This is a genomic window from Sphingobium sp. AP49, assembly GCF_000281715.2.
GTDB lineage: Bacteria > Pseudomonadota > Alphaproteobacteria > Sphingomonadales > Sphingomonadaceae > Sphingobium.
This window is the reverse complement of record NZ_CP124576.1, coordinates 1,487,564-1,508,995: the sequence shown is the minus strand read 5'-3', so window position 1 is coordinate 1,508,995 and position 21,432 is coordinate 1,487,564. Positions and strand designations below refer to the sequence as shown.

General features: G+C 65.2%; 20 protein-coding genes. 1 reads left to right on the top strand and 19 read right to left on the bottom strand.

The features are described from left to right. Window positions 1–8: 8 nt before the first annotated feature. The 8 genes from ligA to truB all read right to left on the bottom strand — a co-directional run bounded on the left by ligA (window position 9) and on the right by truB (window position 10,038). Window positions 9–2,120 (bottom strand): NAD-dependent DNA ligase LigA, encoded by a 2,112-nt coding sequence (ligA, locus tag PMI04_RS07280; RefSeq protein ID WP_007707795.1) that lies wholly within the window; start codon window positions 2,118–2,120, stop codon window positions 9–11. Between the two features lie 21 nt (window positions 2,121–2,141). Then, complete coding sequence (locus PMI04_RS07275) at window positions 2,142–2,516, bottom strand: putative quinol monooxygenase (RefSeq protein ID WP_007707798.1); 375 nt, start codon at window positions 2,514–2,516, stop codon at window positions 2,142–2,144. A 101-nt stretch (window positions 2,517–2,617) separates the two neighbouring features. Next, window positions 2,618–4,288, bottom strand: a complete 1,671-nt coding sequence (gene recN / locus PMI04_RS07270) for a DNA repair protein RecN (RefSeq protein ID WP_007707800.1) — start codon at window positions 4,286–4,288, stop codon at window positions 2,618–2,620. Window positions 4,289–4,337: 49 nt separating this feature from the next. After that, a complete protein-coding gene (locus PMI04_RS07265; RefSeq protein WP_283184879.1) occupies window positions 4,338–5,123 on the bottom strand; it encodes an outer membrane protein assembly factor BamD in 786 nt (261 codons plus the stop codon). Between the two features lie 66 nt (window positions 5,124–5,189). Continuing rightward, window positions 5,190–6,209 (bottom strand): DUF4118 domain-containing protein, encoded by a 1,020-nt coding sequence (locus PMI04_RS07260; RefSeq protein ID WP_007709467.1) that lies wholly within the window; start codon window positions 6,207–6,209, stop codon window positions 5,190–5,192. A 155-nt stretch (window positions 6,210–6,364) separates the two neighbouring features. After that, on the bottom strand, window positions 6,365–8,677 hold the full coding sequence (gene pnp, locus PMI04_RS07255; RefSeq protein WP_007709465.1) for a polyribonucleotide nucleotidyltransferase: 2,313 nt from the start codon (window positions 8,675–8,677) through the stop codon (window positions 6,365–6,367). Window positions 8,678–8,853: 176 nt separating this feature from the next. Further along, complete coding sequence (gene rpsO, locus PMI04_RS07250; protein ID WP_007709464.1) at window positions 8,854–9,123, bottom strand: 30S ribosomal protein S15; 270 nt, start codon at window positions 9,121–9,123, stop codon at window positions 8,854–8,856. After that, the gene (gene truB / locus PMI04_RS07245) at window positions 9,124–10,038 is read right to left on the bottom strand and encodes a tRNA pseudouridine(55) synthase TruB (protein ID WP_007709462.1); all 915 of its coding nucleotides are present in this window, start codon (window positions 10,036–10,038) and stop codon (window positions 9,124–9,126) included. It abuts the gene before it with no gap. 93 nt (window positions 10,039–10,131) lie between these two features. Between truB and PMI04_RS07240 the strand changes: the two genes are divergently transcribed. Beyond that, the gene (locus PMI04_RS07240; RefSeq protein ID WP_007709461.1) at window positions 10,132–10,827 is read left to right on the top strand and encodes an HAD family hydrolase; all 696 of its coding nucleotides are present in this window, start codon (window positions 10,132–10,134) and stop codon (window positions 10,825–10,827) included. Between the two features lie 3 nt (window positions 10,828–10,830). Here PMI04_RS07240 and PMI04_RS07235 read toward each other — a convergent pair whose 3' ends face one another. From PMI04_RS07235 to PMI04_RS07185, 11 genes are all read right to left on the bottom strand, one after another. Continuing rightward, complete coding sequence (locus PMI04_RS07235) at window positions 10,831–11,382, bottom strand: GNAT family protein (RefSeq protein WP_007709453.1); 552 nt, start codon at window positions 11,380–11,382, stop codon at window positions 10,831–10,833. Continuing rightward, entirely contained in the window at window positions 11,379–11,957 is a 579-nt protein-coding gene (locus PMI04_RS07230; protein WP_007709451.1) for a thymidine kinase, read from the bottom strand. Before PMI04_RS07230 ends, PMI04_RS07235 begins: the two co-directional genes overlap by 4 nt. Before the next feature lie 10 nt (window positions 11,958–11,967). Beyond that, window positions 11,968–12,864 (bottom strand): alpha/beta hydrolase, encoded by an 897-nt coding sequence (locus tag PMI04_RS07225; RefSeq protein ID WP_007709449.1) that lies wholly within the window; start codon window positions 12,862–12,864, stop codon window positions 11,968–11,970. 77 nt (window positions 12,865–12,941) lie between these two features. Then, the gene (rbfA, locus tag PMI04_RS07220) at window positions 12,942–13,340 is read right to left on the bottom strand and encodes a 30S ribosome-binding factor RbfA (protein ID WP_007709448.1); all 399 of its coding nucleotides are present in this window, start codon (window positions 13,338–13,340) and stop codon (window positions 12,942–12,944) included. A gap of 152 nt (window positions 13,341–13,492) precedes the next feature. Then, entirely contained in the window at window positions 13,493–16,105 is a 2,613-nt protein-coding gene (gene infB / locus PMI04_RS07215) for a translation initiation factor IF-2 (protein WP_007709447.1), read from the bottom strand. 9 nt (window positions 16,106–16,114) lie between these two features. Then, on the bottom strand, window positions 16,115–16,828 hold the full coding sequence (locus tag PMI04_RS07210) for a DUF448 domain-containing protein (RefSeq protein ID WP_007709446.1): 714 nt from the start codon (window positions 16,826–16,828) through the stop codon (window positions 16,115–16,117). A 63-nt stretch (window positions 16,829–16,891) separates the two neighbouring features. Further along, window positions 16,892–17,128, bottom strand: coding sequence for a 4-oxalocrotonate tautomerase family protein (locus tag PMI04_RS07205; protein ID WP_007709445.1), 237 nt, complete (start codon window positions 17,126–17,128; stop codon window positions 16,892–16,894). A gap of 6 nt (window positions 17,129–17,134) precedes the next feature. Continuing rightward, entirely contained in the window at window positions 17,135–18,709 is a 1,575-nt protein-coding gene (gene nusA / locus PMI04_RS07200; RefSeq protein ID WP_007709444.1) for a transcription termination factor NusA, read from the bottom strand. Between the two features lie 11 nt (window positions 18,710–18,720). Continuing rightward, on the bottom strand, window positions 18,721–19,245 hold the full coding sequence (rimP, locus tag PMI04_RS07195) for a ribosome maturation protein RimP (RefSeq protein ID WP_007709443.1): 525 nt from the start codon (window positions 19,243–19,245) through the stop codon (window positions 18,721–18,723). 141 nt (window positions 19,246–19,386) lie between these two features. Then, window positions 19,387–20,238, bottom strand: a complete 852-nt coding sequence (locus PMI04_RS07190) for a proline dehydrogenase family protein (RefSeq protein ID WP_238535910.1) — start codon at window positions 20,236–20,238, stop codon at window positions 19,387–19,389. Next, window positions 20,235–21,350 carry a GNAT family N-acetyltransferase gene (locus PMI04_RS07185; RefSeq protein ID WP_283184864.1) on the bottom strand — a complete coding sequence of 372 codons (1,116 nt, stop codon included), beginning with the start codon at window positions 21,348–21,350 and terminating at the stop codon, window positions 20,235–20,237. Before PMI04_RS07185 ends, PMI04_RS07190 begins: the two co-directional genes overlap by 4 nt. Window positions 21,351–21,432 lie beyond the last annotated feature (82 nt).

The following is a 21,432-nucleotide window of genomic DNA, read 5'->3' as shown; positions in this document are numbered from 1 at the left end:
ATCGCCCCTTAGCCTGCCGCCCTGACAATGTCAGCCCAGGCTTCCTCGCTAATCACCTCGATGCCGAGCGCGGTCGCCTGTTTGAGCTTCGATCCTGCGCCGGGGCCGGCGACGACCAGGTCGGTCTTGGCGCTGACCGATCCCGCCGCCTTGGCGCCCAACCGTTCGGCCTGCGCCTTGGCCTCGTCGCGGCTCATGGTTTCCAGCTTGCCGGTGAACACGATGATCTTGCCGGTGACGGCGCTGGCGGTGGTTTCCACCACATAATCGGGCGGCGACACTTCGCTCAGCAGATCGTCCCATGCCTCGACATTATGGGGTTCGTGGAAGAAGTCGGCGAGCGCATGGCCGACGGCGGCGCCGACATTCTCGACCCCGATATGCTCGGCGATCGCCTTGTCCTTCTTGGCCTGCGTCTCATAATCCTGATCGCGCAGGGCGATGATCTCGTCGGCGAGGGCGCGCAGCGCGGGAAGCGTGGTGTAGCGTTTGAGCAGATCGCGCGCGGTGACGGCGCCGACATGGCGGATGCCGAGACCGAACAGCAGCTTGGCGGCGTCGGGCGCGCGCTTCGCCTCGATCGCGGCGAGCAGATTGTCGACCGACTTTTCCTTCCAGCCCTCGCGCCCCAGCAGTTCGCCGGCATGGGTGCGCAGGCGGAAGATGTCGGCCGGCTCCTTGATCCAGCCAAGGTCGAGAAATTCCTCGATCGTCTTTTCGCCCAGCCCCTCGATATCGAGCGCGGCGCGGCTGACGAAATGGCGCAGCCGCTCGAACCGCTGGGCGGCGCAGATCAGGCCGCCGGTGCAGCGATAATCGACTTCCTCCTCTTCCCGCACCGCTTCCGATCCGCAGACCGGACAGTGAGTGGGGAAGGGAAAGGGTTCACGCACCTCCTCGCGGGTCAGATTGTCGACCACCTGCGGGATGACGTCGCCGGCACGCTGGACGACGATGCGGTCACCCGGCCGCACACCCAGCCGCGCGATCTCGTCGGCATTGTGCAGCGTGACGTTGGAGACGACGACGCCGCCGACCGTCACCGGGGTCAGGCGCCCGACCGGGGTCAGCTTGCCGGTGCGGCCGACCTGGATGTCGATCGCTTCCAGCGTGGTCTGGGCGCGTTCGGCCGGGAATTTATGCGCGATCGCCCAACGCGGCGCCTTGGCCACGAAGCCGAGCCGCTGCTGCCAGTCGAGCCGGTCGACCTTGTAGACCACGCCGTCAATGTCGAAGGGCAGGTCGGCGCGCGCGCGCTCGATCGCGCGATAATGGGCCAGAATGGCGTCGATGCTATCAACGCAGACCAGCATGTCGGACACCGGCAGGCCCCAGCCGGCAATCGCCTGCATCACGCCCAACTGGGTGTCGGCGGGCAGCGCGCTATGGGCACCCCAGCCATGGGCGAGGAAACGCAGCGGGCGGCTGGCGGTGACGCTGGCATCCTTCTGGCGCAGCGATCCGGCGGCGGCGTTGCGCGGATTGGCGAACTGGCGCGCCTTGTCCGCATCCTCCGCCTCGTCCAGCAGCCGCTGGTTGAGCGCGACGAAATCCGCCTTGGCCATATAGACCTCGCCCCGGACCTCGAACAGGTCGGGGATGGCTTCGCCGGTCAGGCGCTGGGGGATGTCGGCGATGGTGCGGACATTGGCGGTCACATCTTCGCCGGTGGTGCCGTCGCCCCGGGTCGCGGCCAGCACCAGCTCGCCCTGCTCATAGCGCAGCGAACAGGACAGGCCATCGATCTTCGGTTCGGCGGTCATCGCCACCGGCGCGTCTTCGGCCAGCGCCAGGAAGCGGCGGACGCGGGCGGCGAACTCGGCGATATCTTCGTCGGCAAAGCCATTGTCGAGGCTCATCATGCGGACAGCGTGCGGCACTTTCTTCAGCGCCGAGGTGGCGGCAGCACCGACCTGCGCATTGGGCGAGTCGGCGCGGATCAGATGCGGGAAAGCCGCTTCGAGCGCGTTGTTCTCGCGGATCAGCGCATCATAGTCCGCGTCGCTGATCTCCGGCGCGTCCTGGTCATGATAGAGGCGGTTATGCTTCGCCACCTCCCTGGCAAGGCGCATCAGGCGGTTGGCGGCTTCGGCTTCGGTAAGGCTGGCGGGATCGGTCATGGGGATGCCTTAACGCCCCCTTCAGATTCCCGCCACCGGCACGGTTTCAAAATGCTGGGGGAAGCCGGCGATGATCGGGCGGGCCTTGGCGATGGCGGCGCGGACGGCGGGGAGCTTGAGCGAAGCGGCGTGGCTTTCGCGGCTGTCCCAGACTTCGGTGATCCACAGCGCGTCGGGATTGGCACTGTCGAGCGCCACGATATAGGAGAGGCAGCCGGGCATCGCGCCGATCGCATCCTTGAGATATCCGACCAGTTCGTCGCGCTTGCCCGGCGTGCTGAGCATCTGGCCGATCAGGCCATAGCGCGGTTTTGCCTCCTGCGCGGCGGCGGGGATGGCTGTTGCGGCCAGCGCGGCGGCGGTGAGGCCGAGCATGTCTCTGCGGTTATGGGTCATGCGGCTATCCTCTCCGTTCGGTTCGAGCATCCTGAGCCTGTCGAAGGGCGAGAACCCTGCACTCCGGTTCTCGACAAGCTCGAACCGAACGGAGGTGGGAGTCAAGTTCCGTTCGGCTCCAGCAGCCGTTCCGCCTGCGCGCGCGCTTCGGCGGTAATTTCCGCGCCAGAGAGCATGCGGGCGATTTCCTCGCGGCGTTCGGCGTCGCTCAGCGCATGGACGCCGGTGCGCGTCACCGTGCCGTCGCTCGACTTGGCGATCAGCATATGGCCCGCGCCGCGCGCCGCGACCTGGGGGCTGTGGGTGACGACGAGGATCTGGTTGCTCTGTGCCAGGCGCGACAGGCGCTCACCGATCGCATCGGCCACCGCGCCGCCGACGCCCCGGTCGATCTCGTCGAAAATCAACGTGTCGGCCCCACCCCGCTCCGCCAGCGCGACCTTGAGCGCGAGGATGAAGCGGGAGAGTTCGCCGCCCGAGGCGATCTTGGCGAGCGGCGCGAAGGGCGCGCCGGGATTGGTCGAAATCTCGAACTCGACCCGGTCCATGCCGGCGCCGCTCCATTGCCCCTCATCAAGCGGGGCTACGACGGTGCGGAAGCGGGCGGCGTCCAGCTTCAGCGGGGCCAGTTCGCCCGCCACGGCGGCGTCGAGCCGTCCTGCCGCCAGCTGGCGTTCGGCCGAGAGCGCCTGCGCGGCGGCGCGATAGGTTGCCGCCTTCTGCGCGACATCGGCTTCGAGCGCGGCGATATGCTCCTCCCCCCCCTCGATCGCGGCGAGGCGCGCGGCCATTTCGTCGCGCAGAGCGGCAAGATCGTCGGGCGCGACCTGATGCTTGCGGGCCAGGCCGCGCAAGTCGAACAGCCGGGTCTCGATCGCGTCCAGCCGGGCGGGATCGAAGCTCAGCGCCTCGGCCGCCTCGGCCAGCTTGTCCTCCGCCTCGCCCGCTTCGATGACGGCGCGGTCCAGCGCCTCCAGCACGGCGGAAAGCGGTTCATATTCGCCCGCGATCCGGTCGAGCCGGCGCGCGGCCTGGCGCAACTGGGCAAGGCCGCCATCCGAGCCGGTCAGGCAATCGGTGACGGCGGACAGATCATCGGACAGGCGCGCGCCCTTCTGCATGGTCGCGCGCTCCTCCGCCAGGGTCGCTTCCTCGCCGGCTTCGGGCGCGAATTTCGACAGTTCGGCGACGGCATGGTCGAGATAGTCGCGGTCGCGCGCGGCATTGGCGACGGTGTCGCGCGCCTGCGCCAGATCGGCGGCGGCGGCGCGCCAGGCGGTGTAAGCGGTGGCGACCGCGTCCGCCTCGCAGCGACCATAGGTGTCGAGCAGCGCGCGGTGGCCACGGGCGTTGAGCAGGCCGCGATCGTCATGCTGGCCGTGGATTTCGACCAGCGCCCCGCCCAGATCGCGCAGCAGCGCGGCGGAACAGGCCTGGTCGTTGACGAAGGCCCGGCTGCCGCCATCGGCCTTCACCGTGCGGCGGATCAGCAATGGTTCGCCGGCTTCGATGTCGATGCCATTGTCGGCCAGCAGCAAGGCGGCGCGATGGCCGGGGAGCGGCGGGTCGAAGCTGGCGGTAACGCTGGCCTGCGCCTCCCCTGCCCGGACAAGGCCGCTGTCCGCGCGGGCGCCGAGCGCCAAACCCAGCGAATCGAGCAGGATCGACTTGCCCGCGCCGGTTTCACCGGTGAGGACGGACAGGCCGGCGCCGAACTCCAGGTCCAGCGCCTCGATCAGCACGACATTGCGGATGGCAAGCGAGGTCAGCATGTCGCGTATCTACCTGCCATCGCACAAAAGGGGAACAAATAAAGCGGGATCAGGTCTTGGCCGGATGTTCCCGCATCAGCTTGTAGCTGCGCTCATACCATTTGGAACCGGGATAGTTGCGCCCCAGCACGGCAGCGGCCTTCTGCGCTTCGGTCGGGATGCCGAGCGAGAGATAGGATTCGACCAGACGTTCCAGCGCCTCGGGCGTGTGGGTCGTGGTCTGGAACTTGTCGATCACGGTGCGGAAGCGCAGCGTGGCGGCCAGCCACTGGCCCCGGCGCTGATAGAAACGGCCGACTTCCATTTCCTTGCCGGCGAGATGATCGTTCACCAGATCGACCTTGAGCCGCGCATCGGCAGCATAGCGGGTATCGGGATAGCGGCGGATCAGTTCGCCCAGCGCGTCCATCGCCTGCTGCGTGATCTTCTGGTCGCGGGTGACGTCGGCAATCTGCTCATAATAGCAGATGGCGATCAGATAATAAGCGTAGGGTGCGTCCTTGTTACCCGTGTGGATCGACAGAAAGCGCTGCGAAGCACTGATCGATTCCGGATAATCCTTGTTCATATAATAGCTGAAAGCGGACATGAGCTGCGCCCGGCGTGCCCAGGGCGAATAGGGATGCTGGCGCTCGACTTCGTCGAACAGCGCGGCCGCGAGCTTGTACTGGCCGCGATCAAGCCGCGCCTTGCCGCTGTTATAGAGCGTAGACACGTCGCGGGCGACATATTGGGTGTCGGCCTTGTTCTTTGCCGTGGAACAACCCGACAGCAGGACAGCGAGCAGAAGCGGTGCGGTGGCCGCGCCGATGCGCGTCATGGTTTTCGTCAGCATGGCCGGGTCATAGCCGAGCGGATCGCCGTCGCCAAGCGGCAGAATGTTGCAGGACGACAAGCCGCATCAACAGGACTGCGGCGGCAGGTCCAGTCGGGCGGTGACCCCGCCGACAAGGCCGGGCTCCAGCAGAAATTCGCCGCCAAGCTGCGAGGCCAGCGCACTGGCGATGCGCAATCCCAGCCGGCTGCCGCCCTGCCCGACCGATTCCGGCGCCATGCCGCGCCCGTCATCGGTGATCCGCAGCGTGATGGCGCCGCCTTCGGCCGCCTCCAGCTTCACCATGACCGCACCGGCACGATCGGGCAGGCCATGTTCGATCGCGTTGCTGACCGCTTCGGCGACGATCAGCGCGAGCGGCACGGTGACATTGGGGTCCAGCGTCAGATCGTCGGGCACGGTAACCAGCAGTTGAACATCCTCGCGGCCGCTGGCTTCCACCACATCGGTCGCCAGCATGGTGAGGAAGGTGCGCAAATCCTGCCCCTCCCCCGACGGGTCATAAAGCGCGCGGCTGATCTTGCCGATCAGGTTGACGCGGCCGGACGCATCATCCAGCGCGCGGCGCGCCACATCATGATCGACATGGCGCCGCTGCAGCGAAAGCATCGCCGCCACCACCTGCAGATTATTGGACACGCGATGCTGCAGCTCCTGGAACAACAGCTCGCGATTGTCCGCCAGCACCCGGCTACGTTCACGCTCCACAGCCAGATTATAATTGGCGCGCTGCATGAAGTGGATCAGCAGGATGTCGACCGACACCACCGCGACGTAGAAGATCATCGCCAATGCCACCCCCGGATTGAAGGTGAACGTCATCCGCGGCGGGATGAAGAAATACCAGGACAGCAGACCACAGAGCACGCCCGCGAAGATGCCGGGACGCACGCCGAACAGGAAAGAGGCGATAATGACCGCCGGAAAGAAAGAAACGAACGGATAGCCGATCGGCAAGATCGGTTCGGCCGCGAAGCGCAACAGCAAGGCGCCCAGGCAGAGGAGCCCGGACAGCGCATAGCCATACCAGTCATGCGCCATGACAAGCGGCAAGCGCTCGACAAACCGCTCATTCTTGCGTTGCATCGTCACCCCCAAACTCTGCGCATATCGTAACATAAGGGCGGCGGACTGCCTTGATCGAAATCAGCCCCGCCAATCTTCATCATGAAAAAGGGGCGCCCGGATAACCGGACGCCCCCATAGCTTTCAGATCGAGTGCGGCGCGAGCGCCGGGACGATCAATCCTGGGTCAGGAAGTCGGGCAGGCCGGCGCTGGAGCCGTCGTCGCCGCCCTTGTCGGCACGTTCGCCACGATCACGACGGGGACCACGGTCACCACCACGGCCGCCACGGTCGCCGCCGTCACGGCGCGGGCCGCGACCACGATCGCCGCGATCACCACGGTCGCCGCGCGGTTCACGCGGTTCGCGGGCCGGACGGGTGTCTTCCAGTTCCTCGCCGGTTTCCTGGTCGACGACGCGCATCGACAGGCGCACCTTGCCGCGCGGATCGATTTCGAGAACCTTGACCTTCACTTCCTGGCCTTCCGACACGACGTCGGTCGGCTTTTCAACGCGCTCATTCTTCATTTCGCTGACGTGGACGAGGCCGTCCTTGCCACCCATGAAGTTCACGAACGCGCCGAAATCGACGATGTTCACGACCTTGCCGGTGTAGACCTTGCCGACTTCCGCTTCCTCGACGATGCCGAGAATCCACTTCTTCGCGGCCTCGATCTGGTCGATGTCGGACGACGAAATCTTGATGACGCCTTCGTCGTCGATGTCGACCTTGGCGCCGGTTTCGGCGACGATTTCGCGGATGACCTTGCCGCCGGTGCCGATGACGTCACGGATCTTCGACTTGTCGATCTGGATCGTCTCGATGCGCGGGGCGTGCGCCGACAGTTCGGTGCGGGTCGAGGACAGGGCCTTGTTCATCTCACCCAGGATGTGGGCGCGACCTTCCTTGGCCTGGCGCAGGGCGGTCTCGAAGATTTCCTGCGTGATGCCGGCAACCTTGATGTCCATCTGCATGGTGGTGATGCCGTTTTCGGTACCAGCCACCTTGAAGTCCATGTCGCCCAGATGATCTTCGTCACCCAGGATGTCCGAGATGACGGCGAAGTCGCTGCCTTCCAGAATCAGGCCCATGGCGATGCCCGACACCGGACGCTTCAGCGGCACGCCCGCGTCCATCATCGAGAGCGAACCACCGCAGACGGTGGCCATCGACGAGGAGCCGTTCGACTCGGTGATGTCCGAGAGAACGCGGATGGTGTAGGGGAATTCGTCCTTGGTCGGCAGCACCGGGTGCAGCGCGCGCCAGGCGAGCTTGCCATGGCCGACTTCACGACGACCCGGCGCACCGAAGCGACCCACTTCACCGACCGAATAGGGCGGGAAGTTGTAGTGCAGCATGAAGTTTTCATAGTGCAGGCCGGTGAGGCCGTCGATCATCTGCTCGGCGTCCTTGGTGCCCAGCGTGGTGGTGCAGATCGCCTGCGTCTCGCCACGGGTGAACAGGGCCGAACCATGGGTGCGCGGCAGGAAGCCGACCATCGCTTCGATCGGACGGATCTGGGTGGTGGTGCGGCCGTCGATGCGGGCGCCGTCCTTCAGGATGGCGGTGCGAACGATCTCGGCTTCCAGCTTCTTGGTCAGCTTGATGCCGGCCATCACGGTCTGGGCGTCGAGGCCGTCGGCCGCGAAGCTGGCCTTCGCCTTGGCGCGGGCTTCGTTCAGGGCGTTCGAGCGGGCCGACTTGTCGGTCAGCTTGTAGGCGGCGGCGATGTCGCCACCGATCAGATCCTTGAGCTTGGTCTTGAGCGCGCCCAGATCGTCACCCTTGGCGATTTCCCAAGGATCCTTGGCGGCCTTCTCGGCCAGCTGGATGATCGCGTCGGCCACCTTCTTGCTCGCTTCATGGGCGAACAGGACGGCGCCAAGCATGACGTCTTCCGACAGTTCCTTGGCTTCGGATTCGACCATCATCACGGCGTTGCCGGTGGCGGCCACGACCAGGTCGAGTTCGCCGGTCTTCACTTCGTCAAGGCTCGGGTTCAGCTGATATTCGCCGTCCTTGTAACCGACACGGGCCGCGCCGATCGGACCCATGAAGGGCACGCCCGACAGGGTCAGCGCAGCCGAGGCGGCGATCATCGCGACGATGTCGGGCTCGCTGTCGCCATCGAACGACAGCACCTGAGCGATGACGTTGATTTCGTTGTAGAAGCCTTCGGGGAAGAGCGGGCGGATCGGACGGTCGATCAGGCGCGAAACCAGGGTTTCCTTCTCGGTGGCGCCACGCTCCCGCTTGAAGAAACCACCCGGAATGCGGCCGGCAGCCGAATATTTTTCCTGATAGTGGACGGTCAGCGGGAAGAAGTCCTGGCCTTCCTTCACCGACTTGGCGGCGGTCACGGCGCACAGCACCACGGTTTCGCCATAGGTTGCCAGCACGGCAGCGTCAGCCTGACGCGCGATCCGGCCGGTTTCGAGGGTCAGCGTCTTGCCGCCCAGCTCGATCGAAACTTTCTTTACATCGAACATAATGTTTTCCTTCGCCCGCCTGGCCCTATTGCCGGGCGGGGCCTGTCATGCGGGCTAAACCGGCCCGCAACGGTTTCAGGGCATCGTCTGGCCCCTTGAATGAAACGGGGCGCCGGATTGCGCCCTATCCCAGAATCGGAAACGGCCCCGAATGGGGCCGTCCCTTAGTAGCAGGCTTACTTGCGCAGGCCCAGCTTGGCGATGAGGTCGGTGTAGCGCGCCACATCCTTCTTCTTCAGATAGTCCAGCAGCGAACGACGCTTGTTGACCATCATCAGCAGACCACGACGGCTATGATTGTCCTTGTGGTGACCCTTGAAATGCTCGGTCAGGTTGGCGATGCGCTCGGTCAGGATCGAAACCTGAACTTCCGGCGAACCCGTGTCACCCTCGGCGCGAGCATGTTCCTTGATCAGCGCTTCCTTGCGCTCGGCGGTAATCGTCATCTAGTCATCTTCCTTCGACATCAGGTTAAAACCGCGCACCACCCGGATTTCTCCGTCCTGCATTTCGACCAGCGCGACGGGGATTTCCCCTTCGATCGCCAGATTGAGGCCAGTGGTGGCAGCGATCCCGGTCAGCACCTTCCCCTGTCGGAGTGCGGTGGCCTGATCGGGGGTGACGGGGAGAGCCGGGATGTCGTCCAGCCCCGCCGTCAGCGGCAGCAAAAGGCTACCGATGGCGCGCTCGTTAGCAGCATCGCGCAATTTGTCCAGTGAAATAGCCGAATCCAGCGTAAACGGCCCCGCTTTCACCCGGCGCAGCATGGTGACATGGCCCACGGTGCCCAGCGCGATCGCGATGTCGCGCGCCAGCGAACGGATATAGGTGCCCTTGGAGACATGGGCGGTGAGGGTGATGGCGGCGAGCGCGTCGGCCGCCCCCTCCTGCCCCATGACGCGCAGCCCATGGATCGTCACCGATCGCAGCTTCATCTCCACATCCTGCCCCTTACGGGCCAGGTCATAGGCGCGCTGGCCGTCGATCAGGATCGCGCTATAGGCGGGCGGCGCTTGTTCGATTCCGCCGGTGAAGCGCGCCAGCACCGCCTCCAGCAACGCCAGCGTCGGGCGGACATCGCTGTGTGCGATCACTTTCCCTTCCAGATCTAGCGTGTCGGTCTGTTCGCCGAATTTGATCGTGAAGTCGTAGATCTTGTCGCTATCGAGCATCCGGCCGGCGAGCTTGGTCGCCTCGCCGATCGCGATCGGCAGCACGCCGGTCGCCAATGGATCGAGCGTGCCGCCATGGCCGACCTTGCACTTGCCCGCGCCGCTTTCGCGCAGCGCGCGCTTTACTGCCGCGACCGCCTGGGTCGAACCGAGGTCATGGGGTTTGTCGAGAATGATCCAGCCGTGCATGGCGGCGGCCCTTATCCCTCCGGCTCCCGCCTGTCAGCCTATAAAGCGTCCCACGCCCCTTTCGCCTTCGTCCTGAACGGGTAAAAGAGGCGCATGACGATCAAGCTCATCTGCCTCGATGCCGACGATACGCTGTGGCACAACATGCGCCATTTCAACGCGACCCAGGACGCGCTGACCGACATGCTCCAGCCCTTTGCCGATGTCGATGTGACGCGCGAGCGGCTGATCGCCTGCGAGATCCGCAACCTGCCGCTCTATGGCTATGGCGCCAAGGGCTTCACCCTGTCGATGATCGAGGCGGCGGTGGAATTGGCCGGCGATCAGCTGTCGACCACGATGATCCAGGAGATATTGGCCGCTGGCCGCGCGCTGCTGGCCCATCCGGTCGAGCTGTTCGACGGGGTGGAAGAGACGCTGGAGCGGCTGGCGGACATCGGGCCGCTGGTGCTGGTGACCAAGGGCGACCTGCTGCACCAGGAGAGCAAGCTGGCGGCATCCGGCCTGGGTGACCTGTTTTCCGGTATCGAGATCGTCAGCGACAAGAAGGTCGACACCTTCCGTACCCTGTTCGCCCGCCATGGCATCGCGCCGGAGCAGGCGGTGATGGCCGGCGATTCGATGCGGTCGGACATATTGCCGGCGCTGGAGGCCGGCGCCTGGGCCGCATTCATTCCGCAGGAGGGCGCCTGGTCGCACGAGCGGGCGCAGCCGCCAATCGGCGCGACGCGCTATACCCAGCTGGAGCGGCTGGGCGAACTGCCCGACTGGATTGCCTCGCTGGACTGAGGCTCAGGCGGCGCGCCCGGCCCATTCGTCGGCGAGGATCGAATAGATCACCGTGTCGCGGACATGGCCGGTCCAGGTGATGCGCTGTTTCCGCAGCACGCCTTCGCGCACCGCCCCCAGCTTCTCCACCGCCTTTTGCGAGCGGAGATTGCGCGCATCGATGCGAAATTCGATCCGGGTGAAGCCGCAGTCGAGCGCCCGGCCGATCAGCAGCGGCTTGATCCGTGCGTTGAGCCCTGTGCCGCGGGCCGAGGGCGTCATATAGGTACCGCCCAGTTCCAGCCAATTGTCGAGCGGGTTGAGATGGAGAAAGCCCGACATGCCGACCGGCCGGCCATCCGCGAAAATCAGGAAGGGGAAACGGTCGGGATTGGTTAGCGTCGCATCAAATGCGGGATCGAAATCGGCGCCCGCCCAGCAACTGGGGAAGATGTCCCATACCGGATCGTCAATGGGACACAGGGGCCGCAGCAGATCGCGATGCGCCTCGACCAACTGCTCCAGGCGCAGGCCCGGCGCATCAATCGGCGCCAGCAGTTTTTCGGTTCGCGTCACGCCCCGGTCCTCTCCATAAAATGCCGGCGACACAAGGCAACATAGCGGTCATTACCGCCAATCTCGGTCTGCTGTCCCTGCCGGATCGTCCGGCCGGCATCGTCCACGCGCAGATTCATCGTCGCCTTGCGACCGCATTCGCAGATCGTCTTGATCTCGCTCAGCGTGTCGGCCAGCCCGAGCAGTTGGGCGCTGCCCTCGAACAAGGCGCCCTGAAAATCGGTGCGCAGACCATAGCAGAGCACGGGAATATTGAGCCGGTCGCACAGCGCCGCGATCTGCAGCACCTGCGCGCGCGTCAGGAACTGCGCTTCGTCCACCAGCACGCAGGACAGCGGCGTCCGCTCATGCTGGGCGGCGACGGTCGCAAAGATGTCGACATCCGGATCGAACAGATGCGCCTGCGCCTCCAGCCCGATGCGCGAAGCGACCCGCCCTGGACCATAGCGATCATCGATCGCCGCCGTCCACAACATGGTTTCCATGCCGCGTTCACGATAGTTGAAGCTCGACTGCAGCAGGGTGGTCGATTTGCCCGCATTCATCGAACTATAATAGAAATAGAGTTTCGCCATGCGCGGCCGTTTAACGCAGCGCAGGCGCAACGCCAGAGAGGAAACGCACCAGCGCATCGGCCAGCGCGATTCGCTTGTCGGAAAAGCTGTGATCGGTGGGCCAGACCATCAGGCGGGCATTGGGGTTTGCCGACTGGGCATCAGCCCCGACCTTGCGCGCCATCGCGCCGATACCGCGTTCCGCGCCGATGATCGTCAACGGGCGACGGCCATAGCCGACCAGCTTGCGGCCGAGGTCGAACTTCTGCGTGTCGCCCTTTATCTCATCGGTCAGGCTGTCATAGCTCGCGCCGGCGAGCGGTGGCAGGTCGCCCGCGACCTCCGCCTTCCACCCGGCCTCGCCCTGCGGCGTCGCGAGCGCAGCGACGGTCTGGGCCGGGTCCCAGGGATCGATCAGGAACAGGCCCGCGACACGTGGCTCAGCAGCGGCGGCCTCGGCGGCCATGAAACCACCCATGCTGTGGCCCGCGACCACGATCGCGCTGGTATCGATGCGATATCGGGCGACGGTCGATGCCTCCTCCAGGAACAGCAGCGCGTTGAACGCATCCTCCGCCGCGTTGGTGAAGGAGAAGGTGCCGGGGCTGCCCCAGCTACCGCGATAGTGCAGCGTCAGGACATTCCAGCCGGCGCGGCGCGCGGCCTGGGCCAGGTCGAGATTCTGCTCGTTACCGGGAAAACCGTGGAGAAGCAGCAGGGTCGGATGCACGCCGCTGCCCGCCGCGACATACATGACCGCGTTCATCGCGCCATCGCCCGAGGGGATGACGAAGGCATCCATCCGTGCGGGATTCGCCACATCGGGCGCAGGGTCGGTGATGACGGCGGGATGCGTGACGGGTTCGCGGGCCATGGCCGGCGTGGCCAATGCCAGAGCGGCCATGCTCATTATCCCGCTCATCTTCATGCGTCTGCCCCTTCACTCGATTGCGAGTGAGACGCTGTTAACGGTGCCGCACCGTCCCGTCGATGGCGATAATGCGCTTATGCCTCGCCGTCATCCTGCGACAGATCGCGGGCGACCTTGGGGTCGCGCAGCAGCTTGTCGATATGGCTGCCCTCGTCGAAACTCTCGTCCGACAGGAATTTGAGTTTCGCCGCATATTTGAGCGCCATGCGATGCGCGACTTCGCGCTGGAGATAGGCGGTGTTGGTGCGCAGTGCCTTGAGCACCGCTTCCTCGTCCTTGCCCAGCAGCGGCTTGATGAAGATGGTCGCGTGGCGCAGGTCAGGCGACATCCGCACTTCGGTGACGCTGACGACATGCTTGGCCAGCACATCGTCATGGACGTCACCACGCGTCAGGATTTCGGACAGGATATGGCGCACTTGTTCACCCACGCGAAGCAGGCGGACAGAGGGGCCTTCGGACTGGTTGGACATAGATCAATAACTCCCCCTCCCTTCGCGGGAGGGTTCGGGGTGGATGAGGAGCGTAGCGAGCACTGCCGAATAGCGAAAGGGTGGAAGCGATTGCTTACGCAATCGTCCCACCCCAAGTCCTTCCCCCGAAAGGAAAGATCGTTCGCCTTAACTTACAGCGTGCGCGCGCGCTCTTCGACTTCAAACAGTTCGAGCGTATCGCCCGGCTTGATGTCGTTGGTGTCCTGCAGGACCGCACCGCATTCCATGCCGGCGCGGACTTCGGACACATCGTCCTTGAAGCGACGCAGCGACGCGATGTGGGTGCGCGACACAATGACATCGTCGCGGGTGAGGCGCGCATTGAGCCCCTTGCGAATGATGCCGTCGAGGACGAGCAGACCAGCCGCCTTGTCCTTCTTGCCGGCCGGGAAGACCTGCAGCACCTCGGCGCGGCCGACGATCGTCTCGATCCGTTCGGGGGCGAGCTGGCCAGCCATTTCGCCACGAACCTCTTCGAGCAGGTCGTAGATCACATCATAGTAGCGCAGGCTGATCTTCTCGCGCTCGGCGAGCTGACGGGCCTTGGCATTGGGACGCACGTTGAAGCCGATCAGCGGCGCACGGCTGGCAGCGGCCAGCGTGACGTCGCTTTCGGTGATCGCGCCGACGCCCGAATGCAGGATGCGCACCTTGATCTCGTCGGTCGAGATGCGGTTGAGCGAGGTGACGATCGCCTCGACCGAACCCTGCACGTCGCCCTTCACCACCACCGGATATTCGATGACCTTGGTGTTCAGCGCCGAGAACATATGCTCGAAGCTGGTCGGCGCAGCCGTGGTACGCTTCTTGGTGGCCTGTTCCTGGCGATAGGCCGCGACTTCGCGGGCACGCGCCTCATTCTCCACGACCGTCATCTGGTCGCCGGCCATCGGCACGCCCGACAGACCCAGAACCTCGACCGGGGTCGAGGGACCGGCGGTCTTCACATTCTGGCCCTTGTCGTTGATCATCGCACGGACCTTGCCGCTCTCGGCACCGACGACAAAGGTGTCGCCGACCTTGAGCGTGCCCTTGCGCACCAGGATGGTCGCAACCGCGCCACGGCCCTTGTCGAGCTGCGCCTCGATCACATTGCCTTCAGCGGCGCGATCGGGGTTGGCGGTCAGTTCCATCACTTCGGCCTGAAGCAGGATCTTGGTGATCAGTTCGTCAAGGCCGGTCTTCTTGAGCGCGGACACTTCGACGTCCTGGACGTCGCCGCCCATGTCTTCGACCACGATCTCATGCTCCAGCAGACGCTCGCGCACCTTCTGCGGATTGGCTTCGGGCTTGTCGCTCTTGTTGATCGCCACGATCATCGGAACGCCGGCCGCCTTGGTGTGATTGATCGCCTCGATCGTCTGCGGCATCAGGCCATCGTCGGCCGCCACCACCAGAATGACGATATCGGTGACGTTCGCGCCACGGGCACGCATTTCCGAGAAGGCTTCATGGCCCGGCGTATCGAGGAAGGTGATGACGTCACCGCCCTTGGTCGTCACCTGATAGGCGCCGATATGCTGGGTGATGCCACCGCTTTCGCCGGCCACCACGTCCGTCCCGCGCAATGCGTCGAGCAGCGAGGTCTTGCCGTGATCGACATGGCCCATGATCGTAACAACCGGGGGACGCGGCTGCAGCGCCTCGGGTGCGTCAACCTCACCCTCGATGCCGATTTCGACGTCCGCTTCGGACACGCGCTGGATGCGGTGGCCGAATTCCTCGACCAGCAGCTCTGCCGTATCCTGATCGATCGGCTGGTTGAGCGTGACGGCGGTGCCCATCTTGAACAGAGCCTTGACCAGGTCCGCGCCCTTTTCGGCCATACGGTTGGCCAGTTCCTGCACGGTGATGCTTTCGGGCACCACGACGTCGCGGCTCTGCTTCTCGCGCGGCTGGCTGCCGCCCGAATAATGGGCGCGCCGTTCCTTCTCGCGAGCACGCTTGAGCGCGGCGAGGCTGCGGGCACGGGCGCTGTCGTCATCGGCCAGGGCCTTGGTCACAGTCAGCTTGCCCGACTGGCGGCGATTATCATCGCCCCGCTTGGCGCGATCCGGCTTGGCCGGCTCAGGCCGCTTGACCGGCGCGACCGGGGTGAAGCGACGCGGCGGGGGAATGGTGGAGGCCGTCGTAGCCGGTGCACCCGATGCCTGTACCGGTGCTGCGGCTTCCGCAGCCGGCGCGGCCGGCGTCGCGGCAGGCGTTTCGGCTGCCACCACGGCAGGCTCTTCAACCGGTGCGACGACAGGCGCCTCGACCTCGGCCACCGAAGCGGCTTCGGCGGCCAGGCGATTTTCCTCGGCCCGGCGCTTTTCCTCTTCGCTCGCGGCCAGACGCGCGGCGTCTTCACGACGACGGGCATCCTCCAGCGCCGTCATGCGGGCTTCCTCGGCCTCGCGCAGCAGCTTGGCCTGCAGTTCCTGACGCGACATCAGGCTCTGCGGCGGCGCCTGGCGGGCGGGTGCGGGTTGAGGCGCACGCTGCTGCTGCACGGGCGCAGGCGCGGGTGCAGCCGGACGCGGTGCGACCGGTGCGGGCGTCGGATCGGGCTGGGGCGCAGCAACGGGCGCAGCACCGGTGGTTTCCCCCGGCTTGCCCAGGACGCGGCGCCGCTTCACCTCAACCACGACCGTATTCTTGCGGCCATGGCTGAACTGCTGCTGCACCTGGCCGGATTCAACGGTCCGCTTGATGCCCAGCGGCTTGCGGCCCAGAACCGGCTTGTCTTCGTTGCTGTCACTCATCGACTATACTTAACCCTTCACATCATCATCGGCCGACGCAGGCGCCGACGCATCATTCCATGCAACCACGACGCCCAGCGCATCGGCGGAGTCCTGCTCCCCATGCACCGGCGCCCCGGTAGCGCAACCCAGATAGCTTTCCAAGCGGCTCAAGGCCGTACGCAGGCGCGCTGCTGCCCGCGAGTCGGTCACCGCGATATGGACGACATTATCGCGCCCCATTGCCATAGATAGGGCGCCGCGGTCCACAGGCAAGACGATACCCGCAAGATCCGTGCCTTCCGCTTCCTGCCCGACGCGCAGCGCCTGGTCCAGCTTGCGGTTGCCGTCCGCGCCGGCATCGGCGGCGTGAAGCAGCATTTTCACGATACCCTTGCGGCAGGCGACCTCGATCTTTTCCGATCCGGTAAGCAGCATGGAGGCCTTCGCCTCCAGCCCCAACCGGCTGAGCAGATCCTGCCGCAACCCGGCCTCCACCTTTTCGGCGAGGTCCTCGGGAATGTGCAGATTCGTTTCCTTGAAGGCCCGCGCCAGCGCGCCCTTGAGCTTGCCCTTGGCCAGCGCGGCCTCAAGCTCGACGCGGGATACGCCGATCCAGGCGCCCCGGCCCGGCGCCTTGGCGCGGATATCGGGAAGCACCTGCCCTTCCGGCCCGACGGCCAGACGGATCAGCGTTTCGGGATCGGCTCGGTCGCCGGTCAAAATACATTTGCGTTCGGTCATGCCTGCCCCTCCGCGAAAACGGATGAACTGGCAACCCCGAAGCTGTCGTGAAGGCCTAACCTCTCATTGGGGAGTGACCGCAACATTGGCGTCCTCCCTATGAGGGGTGGCGGGTGCGCGGTCGGCGATCAACTGACCGCCGGCCCCGTAATTTTCCGTCGACAATTCGGTGATATTGATCTGTACCGCAGCCGCCGGCTTTCCCAGCCGCTCAACGAGCGACTGGGTGATGTCGGCAACCAGCGCGGCTTTCTGCTCGCGGGTGGCACTGCCGGCCAGGCGGATGTCGACGAACGGCATCTGGACTTAGGCCTCCTCGCCTTCGAACCAGTGGGCGCGCGCAGCCATGATGATCTCATTGCCCTGCTCGTCCGACAGGCCATAGGCCGCCAGGATGCCGCCCTTGTCCTCATTGCCGCTGTCCGACTTGCGGCGACGCTGATCGATACGCTTCTTCTGCACCAGCTCATCGGTGGCGAGATCGGCCAGATCGTCGAGCGTCTTGACGCCCGCCTTGCCCAGCGTGACCAGCATCGCTTCGGTCAGGTGCGGCATGTCGGCCAGCGCATCCTCGACGCCCAGGGCCTGACGCTCTTCACGAGCGGCGGCTTCGCGGCGGTCGAGCGCTTCCTGCGCACGGTTCTGCAGCTCGGCGGCCAGATCATCGTCAAAGCCCTCGATCGAGGCAAGCTCGTCGACGCTGACATAGGCGACCTCTTCCAGTTCGCCAAAGCCTTCGGCGACCAGCAGCTGCGACAGCGTCTCGTCGACGTCCAGCTCGTTCTGGAACATTTCCGAACGGGCGACGAATTCCTTCTGGCGCTTCTCGGACGCGTCAGCCTCGGTCATGATGTCGATCGCCTTGCCGGTCAACTGGCTGGCGAGACGGACATTCTGACCACGGCGACCGATGGCGAGCGACAGCTGATCGTCGGGCACGACGACTTCGATGCGCTCTTCTTCCTCGTCGATGACGACGCGGGCGACCTGGGCAGGCTGCAGCGCGTTGACGACGAATGTCGCGGTATCTTCCGACCAGGGGATGATGTCGATCTTTTCGCCCTGCATTTCCTGCACGACGGCCTGGACGCGGCTACCCTTCATGCCGACGCAGGCGCCGACCGGATCGATGCTGCTGTCGCGGCTGATGACGCCGATCTTGGCGCGCGAGCCCGGATCGCGGGCGGCAGCCATGATGGTGATGACGCCATCATAGATTTCGGGGACTTCCTGCGCGAACAGCTTCTTCATGAATTCGGGATGCGCGCGGCTGAGGAAGATCTGCGGACCGCGATTTTCGCGGCGCACGTTCAGGATCACCGAACGGATGCGGTCGCCGACGCGGACGACTTCGCGCGGGATCTGCTGATCGCGGCGGATCACGCCTTCCGCGCGACCCAGATTGACGACGACATGGCCGAATTCGACCGACTTCACGACGCCGGTGATGATTTCGCCGACGCGATCCTTGAACTCGTCAAACTGACGTTCGCGCTCGGCATCGCGGACCTTCTGGAAGATCACCTGCTTGGCCGACTGGGCATCGATACGACCAAGGTCGATCGCGGGCAGCGGATCAACGATGAAGTCGCCGACAATAGCGTCCTTCTTCAGCTTCTGCGCCTGCTTGAGGTCGACCTGCTTGAAATAATCCTCGACCACATCGACCACTTCGACGACGCGCCACAGGCGCAGGTCGCCGCTGTCCGGGTCCAGCTTGGCACGGATGTCGTTCTCGGCACCATAGCGGGCACGGGCGGCGCGCTGGATCGCATCTTCCATCGCCTCGATGACGATCGCCTTGTCGATCATCTTTTCACTGGCGACGCTGTTGGCGATCGCGATCAGTTCGGCCTTGTTGGCGGAAATGGCGTTGGCCATGGAAAGAACCCTTATCCTTCGGTTTCGATTTCGTCCGCGCCTTCGGAAGACAACGGCATGGTAGCAGAAATAAGCGCGTCGGTCAGCACCAGCTTGGCCGTGTCGACCAGAGCGAAGGGAATGACGACGTCACCGACCTTGGCATCCTTGAACTGGATATCCTCACCCTCGACCCCGCCAAGCACGCCCTTGAACGTCTTGCGGCCCTCGACCGCCTCGGTCACGGTGATGCGCGCCTCGAACCCGCCCCACTCGACAAAGTCGTGCAGACGGGTGAGCGGCCGGTCGATGCCCGGCGAACTGACTTCCAGCCGATAGGCTTCCTCGATCGGATCGACCTCGTCCAGCAGATCGGACAGACGGCGCGAAATCGCGGCACAATCCTCGATCACAAGCTGCTTGGTCTTGGGATCTTCGGCCATGATCTGCAGGGTGCGTTCGTCGCCCGACCCGAATAGCTTGATGCGCACGAGGTCAAAGCCCAGGGCCTTCACCTCCGGTTCGATCAGCGCGGTCAGTTCGGCGATATCCGCCATGCTTACTCCAGAAAAAAATATGTGCTTGTTGCCGCCGCAGACGTTTCGTCCGCGACCCCGACATGTTTAACGATGTAAGGAAGCAGGGCCGATATAGGCATGTTGCGAACGGGCTGCAACATGTTTCGTGCACCCGGCGATTCAGGGGTCGGCGCGCCCCATCCCGTCACGCAGCAGCCAGGCGGCAAGGTAAGGCCGGGCCAGCGCCCGGTCGAGCGCATAGGGTAGCCAGCCCGGTCCGAACGGGACGTAGAGACGCACCGGCACATCAAGGCGGGCCGCCACCGTCCGGCAGCGCCGGCCCGGCAAGCCGCGCAATTGTTCCAGTTCGCATGGCGTTCCGGCCCGCTGCAACGCTGCCAGCGCCTGGGCAGCGCGCGCAGGCCGGTGCGTCGCAACGGCGACAGGCGCGCGCCGTCCAGCCAGCGATTCGACGAGCATCGCATAGGCCCGGTCGATATCAGGTTCATCCCGTTCCGGATCGGGCCATTCCCCAGCGACGATTCGCAACGGCGCCGTCGTGTCGCGAAACCGCGCCGCATCGGCGAAGCTGCGATGCCAGCGGGCGGGCAGGACACACCCCGTCCCGGGGAAATCGGGCAACAGCCGTTCGACCAAAGCGAGCGTCCGGTCCGCCTGGTCAGGACCATGGGCGTCGAACATCAAGGGACAGCCCGCCGCCCGGGCAGCAGCGGCCAGCGCATGCAGGCGATCGAACGCAAAGGCCAGCGGTGGCGCCTTGACCGAGAGATAGAGATCGAACGGACGGTCCCGCCAAGCGGCCAGCGCCCGATGATAGGCCAGGACGATATTGTCGGGGTCCTCCCCTTCCGCCTCGAAATAGCCGATCGTGATCGCCCGTCCCGATCGCGCCGCCCGACGGCCGATGGTCACCGCGCCAAGCCCGTCGAGGATCGGCAAAGACCGCCCGACCAGGCCGGGCAGGCCATAGCGCAGGTCGCGCAGCATCCGCCAGATGCGGCTCCGCTTCACCGCCCGCGTCGCAGCCGCTGCCGCAGCCAGATCCCGCCATCCACGGCCAGCGCCACCGCACCGCGCAGCCCATAGGGATAGGTGCGCAACTGAACGCAGTCATGCTGTTCCTGGGTCCATAGCTGCCTGATCCAGGGTTCGGCCACCCCGAGAAACTCGAAGGTCTGCATGCGGGCGGCGGCCGCCCAGCCCAGCGCATGGAGCATCAGCAATCCACCGGGCGAACAGGCGTTGAAGCTCGCGTCGTGACCGATCTTGAACAGCCAGTAGCGGCTGTTCCAGAGCAGCGCCATCTGCATCGCCACAGCCTGGCCGTCGATCCGCATGAAGGATAGGCGAAAATCGCCGCGCTCTGCAGCGGCCCGAAAGAATGTCCGGAAAATCGCGGCCTGGCGCGGATCGGTGGCGATCGCCGTCCCGGCCGCGCATTTCCAGCCCAGCGCCTCGACCCGCACGGCCTCGTCAAACAGGGTGTCGAAATCGGCAGCGCCCGGCGAGAGGGTCTCGAACGTGAGTATTCCCATCCCCTCGGCCCGACGGCGCGCGCGCCGGAAATCCGATCGGCGACCGGCATTAAAGCGACTTTCGGGATCCCGCCAGCTATCGTCCAGTGTGATAAAGGGGCACGCCATGGCCGGCCGAACGACCAGCCGGCCGCGCCCGCGCATCGCTGCGGCCATCGCCGCAATCAACGGAGAACCCGCCGATATGCGATCCAGATAGAGGGGGCGACGCAAGCCGACGAGTTCATCCGCCACTCCCGCCGTGCCGACCGAACCGTTGCACAAGATGTCGCCTGGCTCGTAGGTCTCACGGGCGCCGACCATATGCCAACGAGCGAAATAGCCCGGGTCGCGGCTGAGCGAGAGCAGACCAACCAGATCATCGCCCAGCCAGGCACCGAGCATCTGTGCATCCGCCCCCGCCGGCAACCGGCTGAGCGTCGCGGCGAAGAGCCGTGTCTGGGTCGGCCATTGCGCCCGCGCCTCCAGCCTGTCCCAGGCCCGCGCGACCCGCGCCACGTCAATCGCGGCGTCGAGACGCAGCGTTTCAACGCGCAAGGCCGCAGCCTGCGCGCACGCGGCATCGAAATCCGATACGCCGTGCAGCACCGTCCTTCCCCCTTTCGCCCTTCCGCTTAATCCTGGAAGCTTAAGAAATCGGCCTATCGCCAAAGCGGGCTTGCATCCCCAC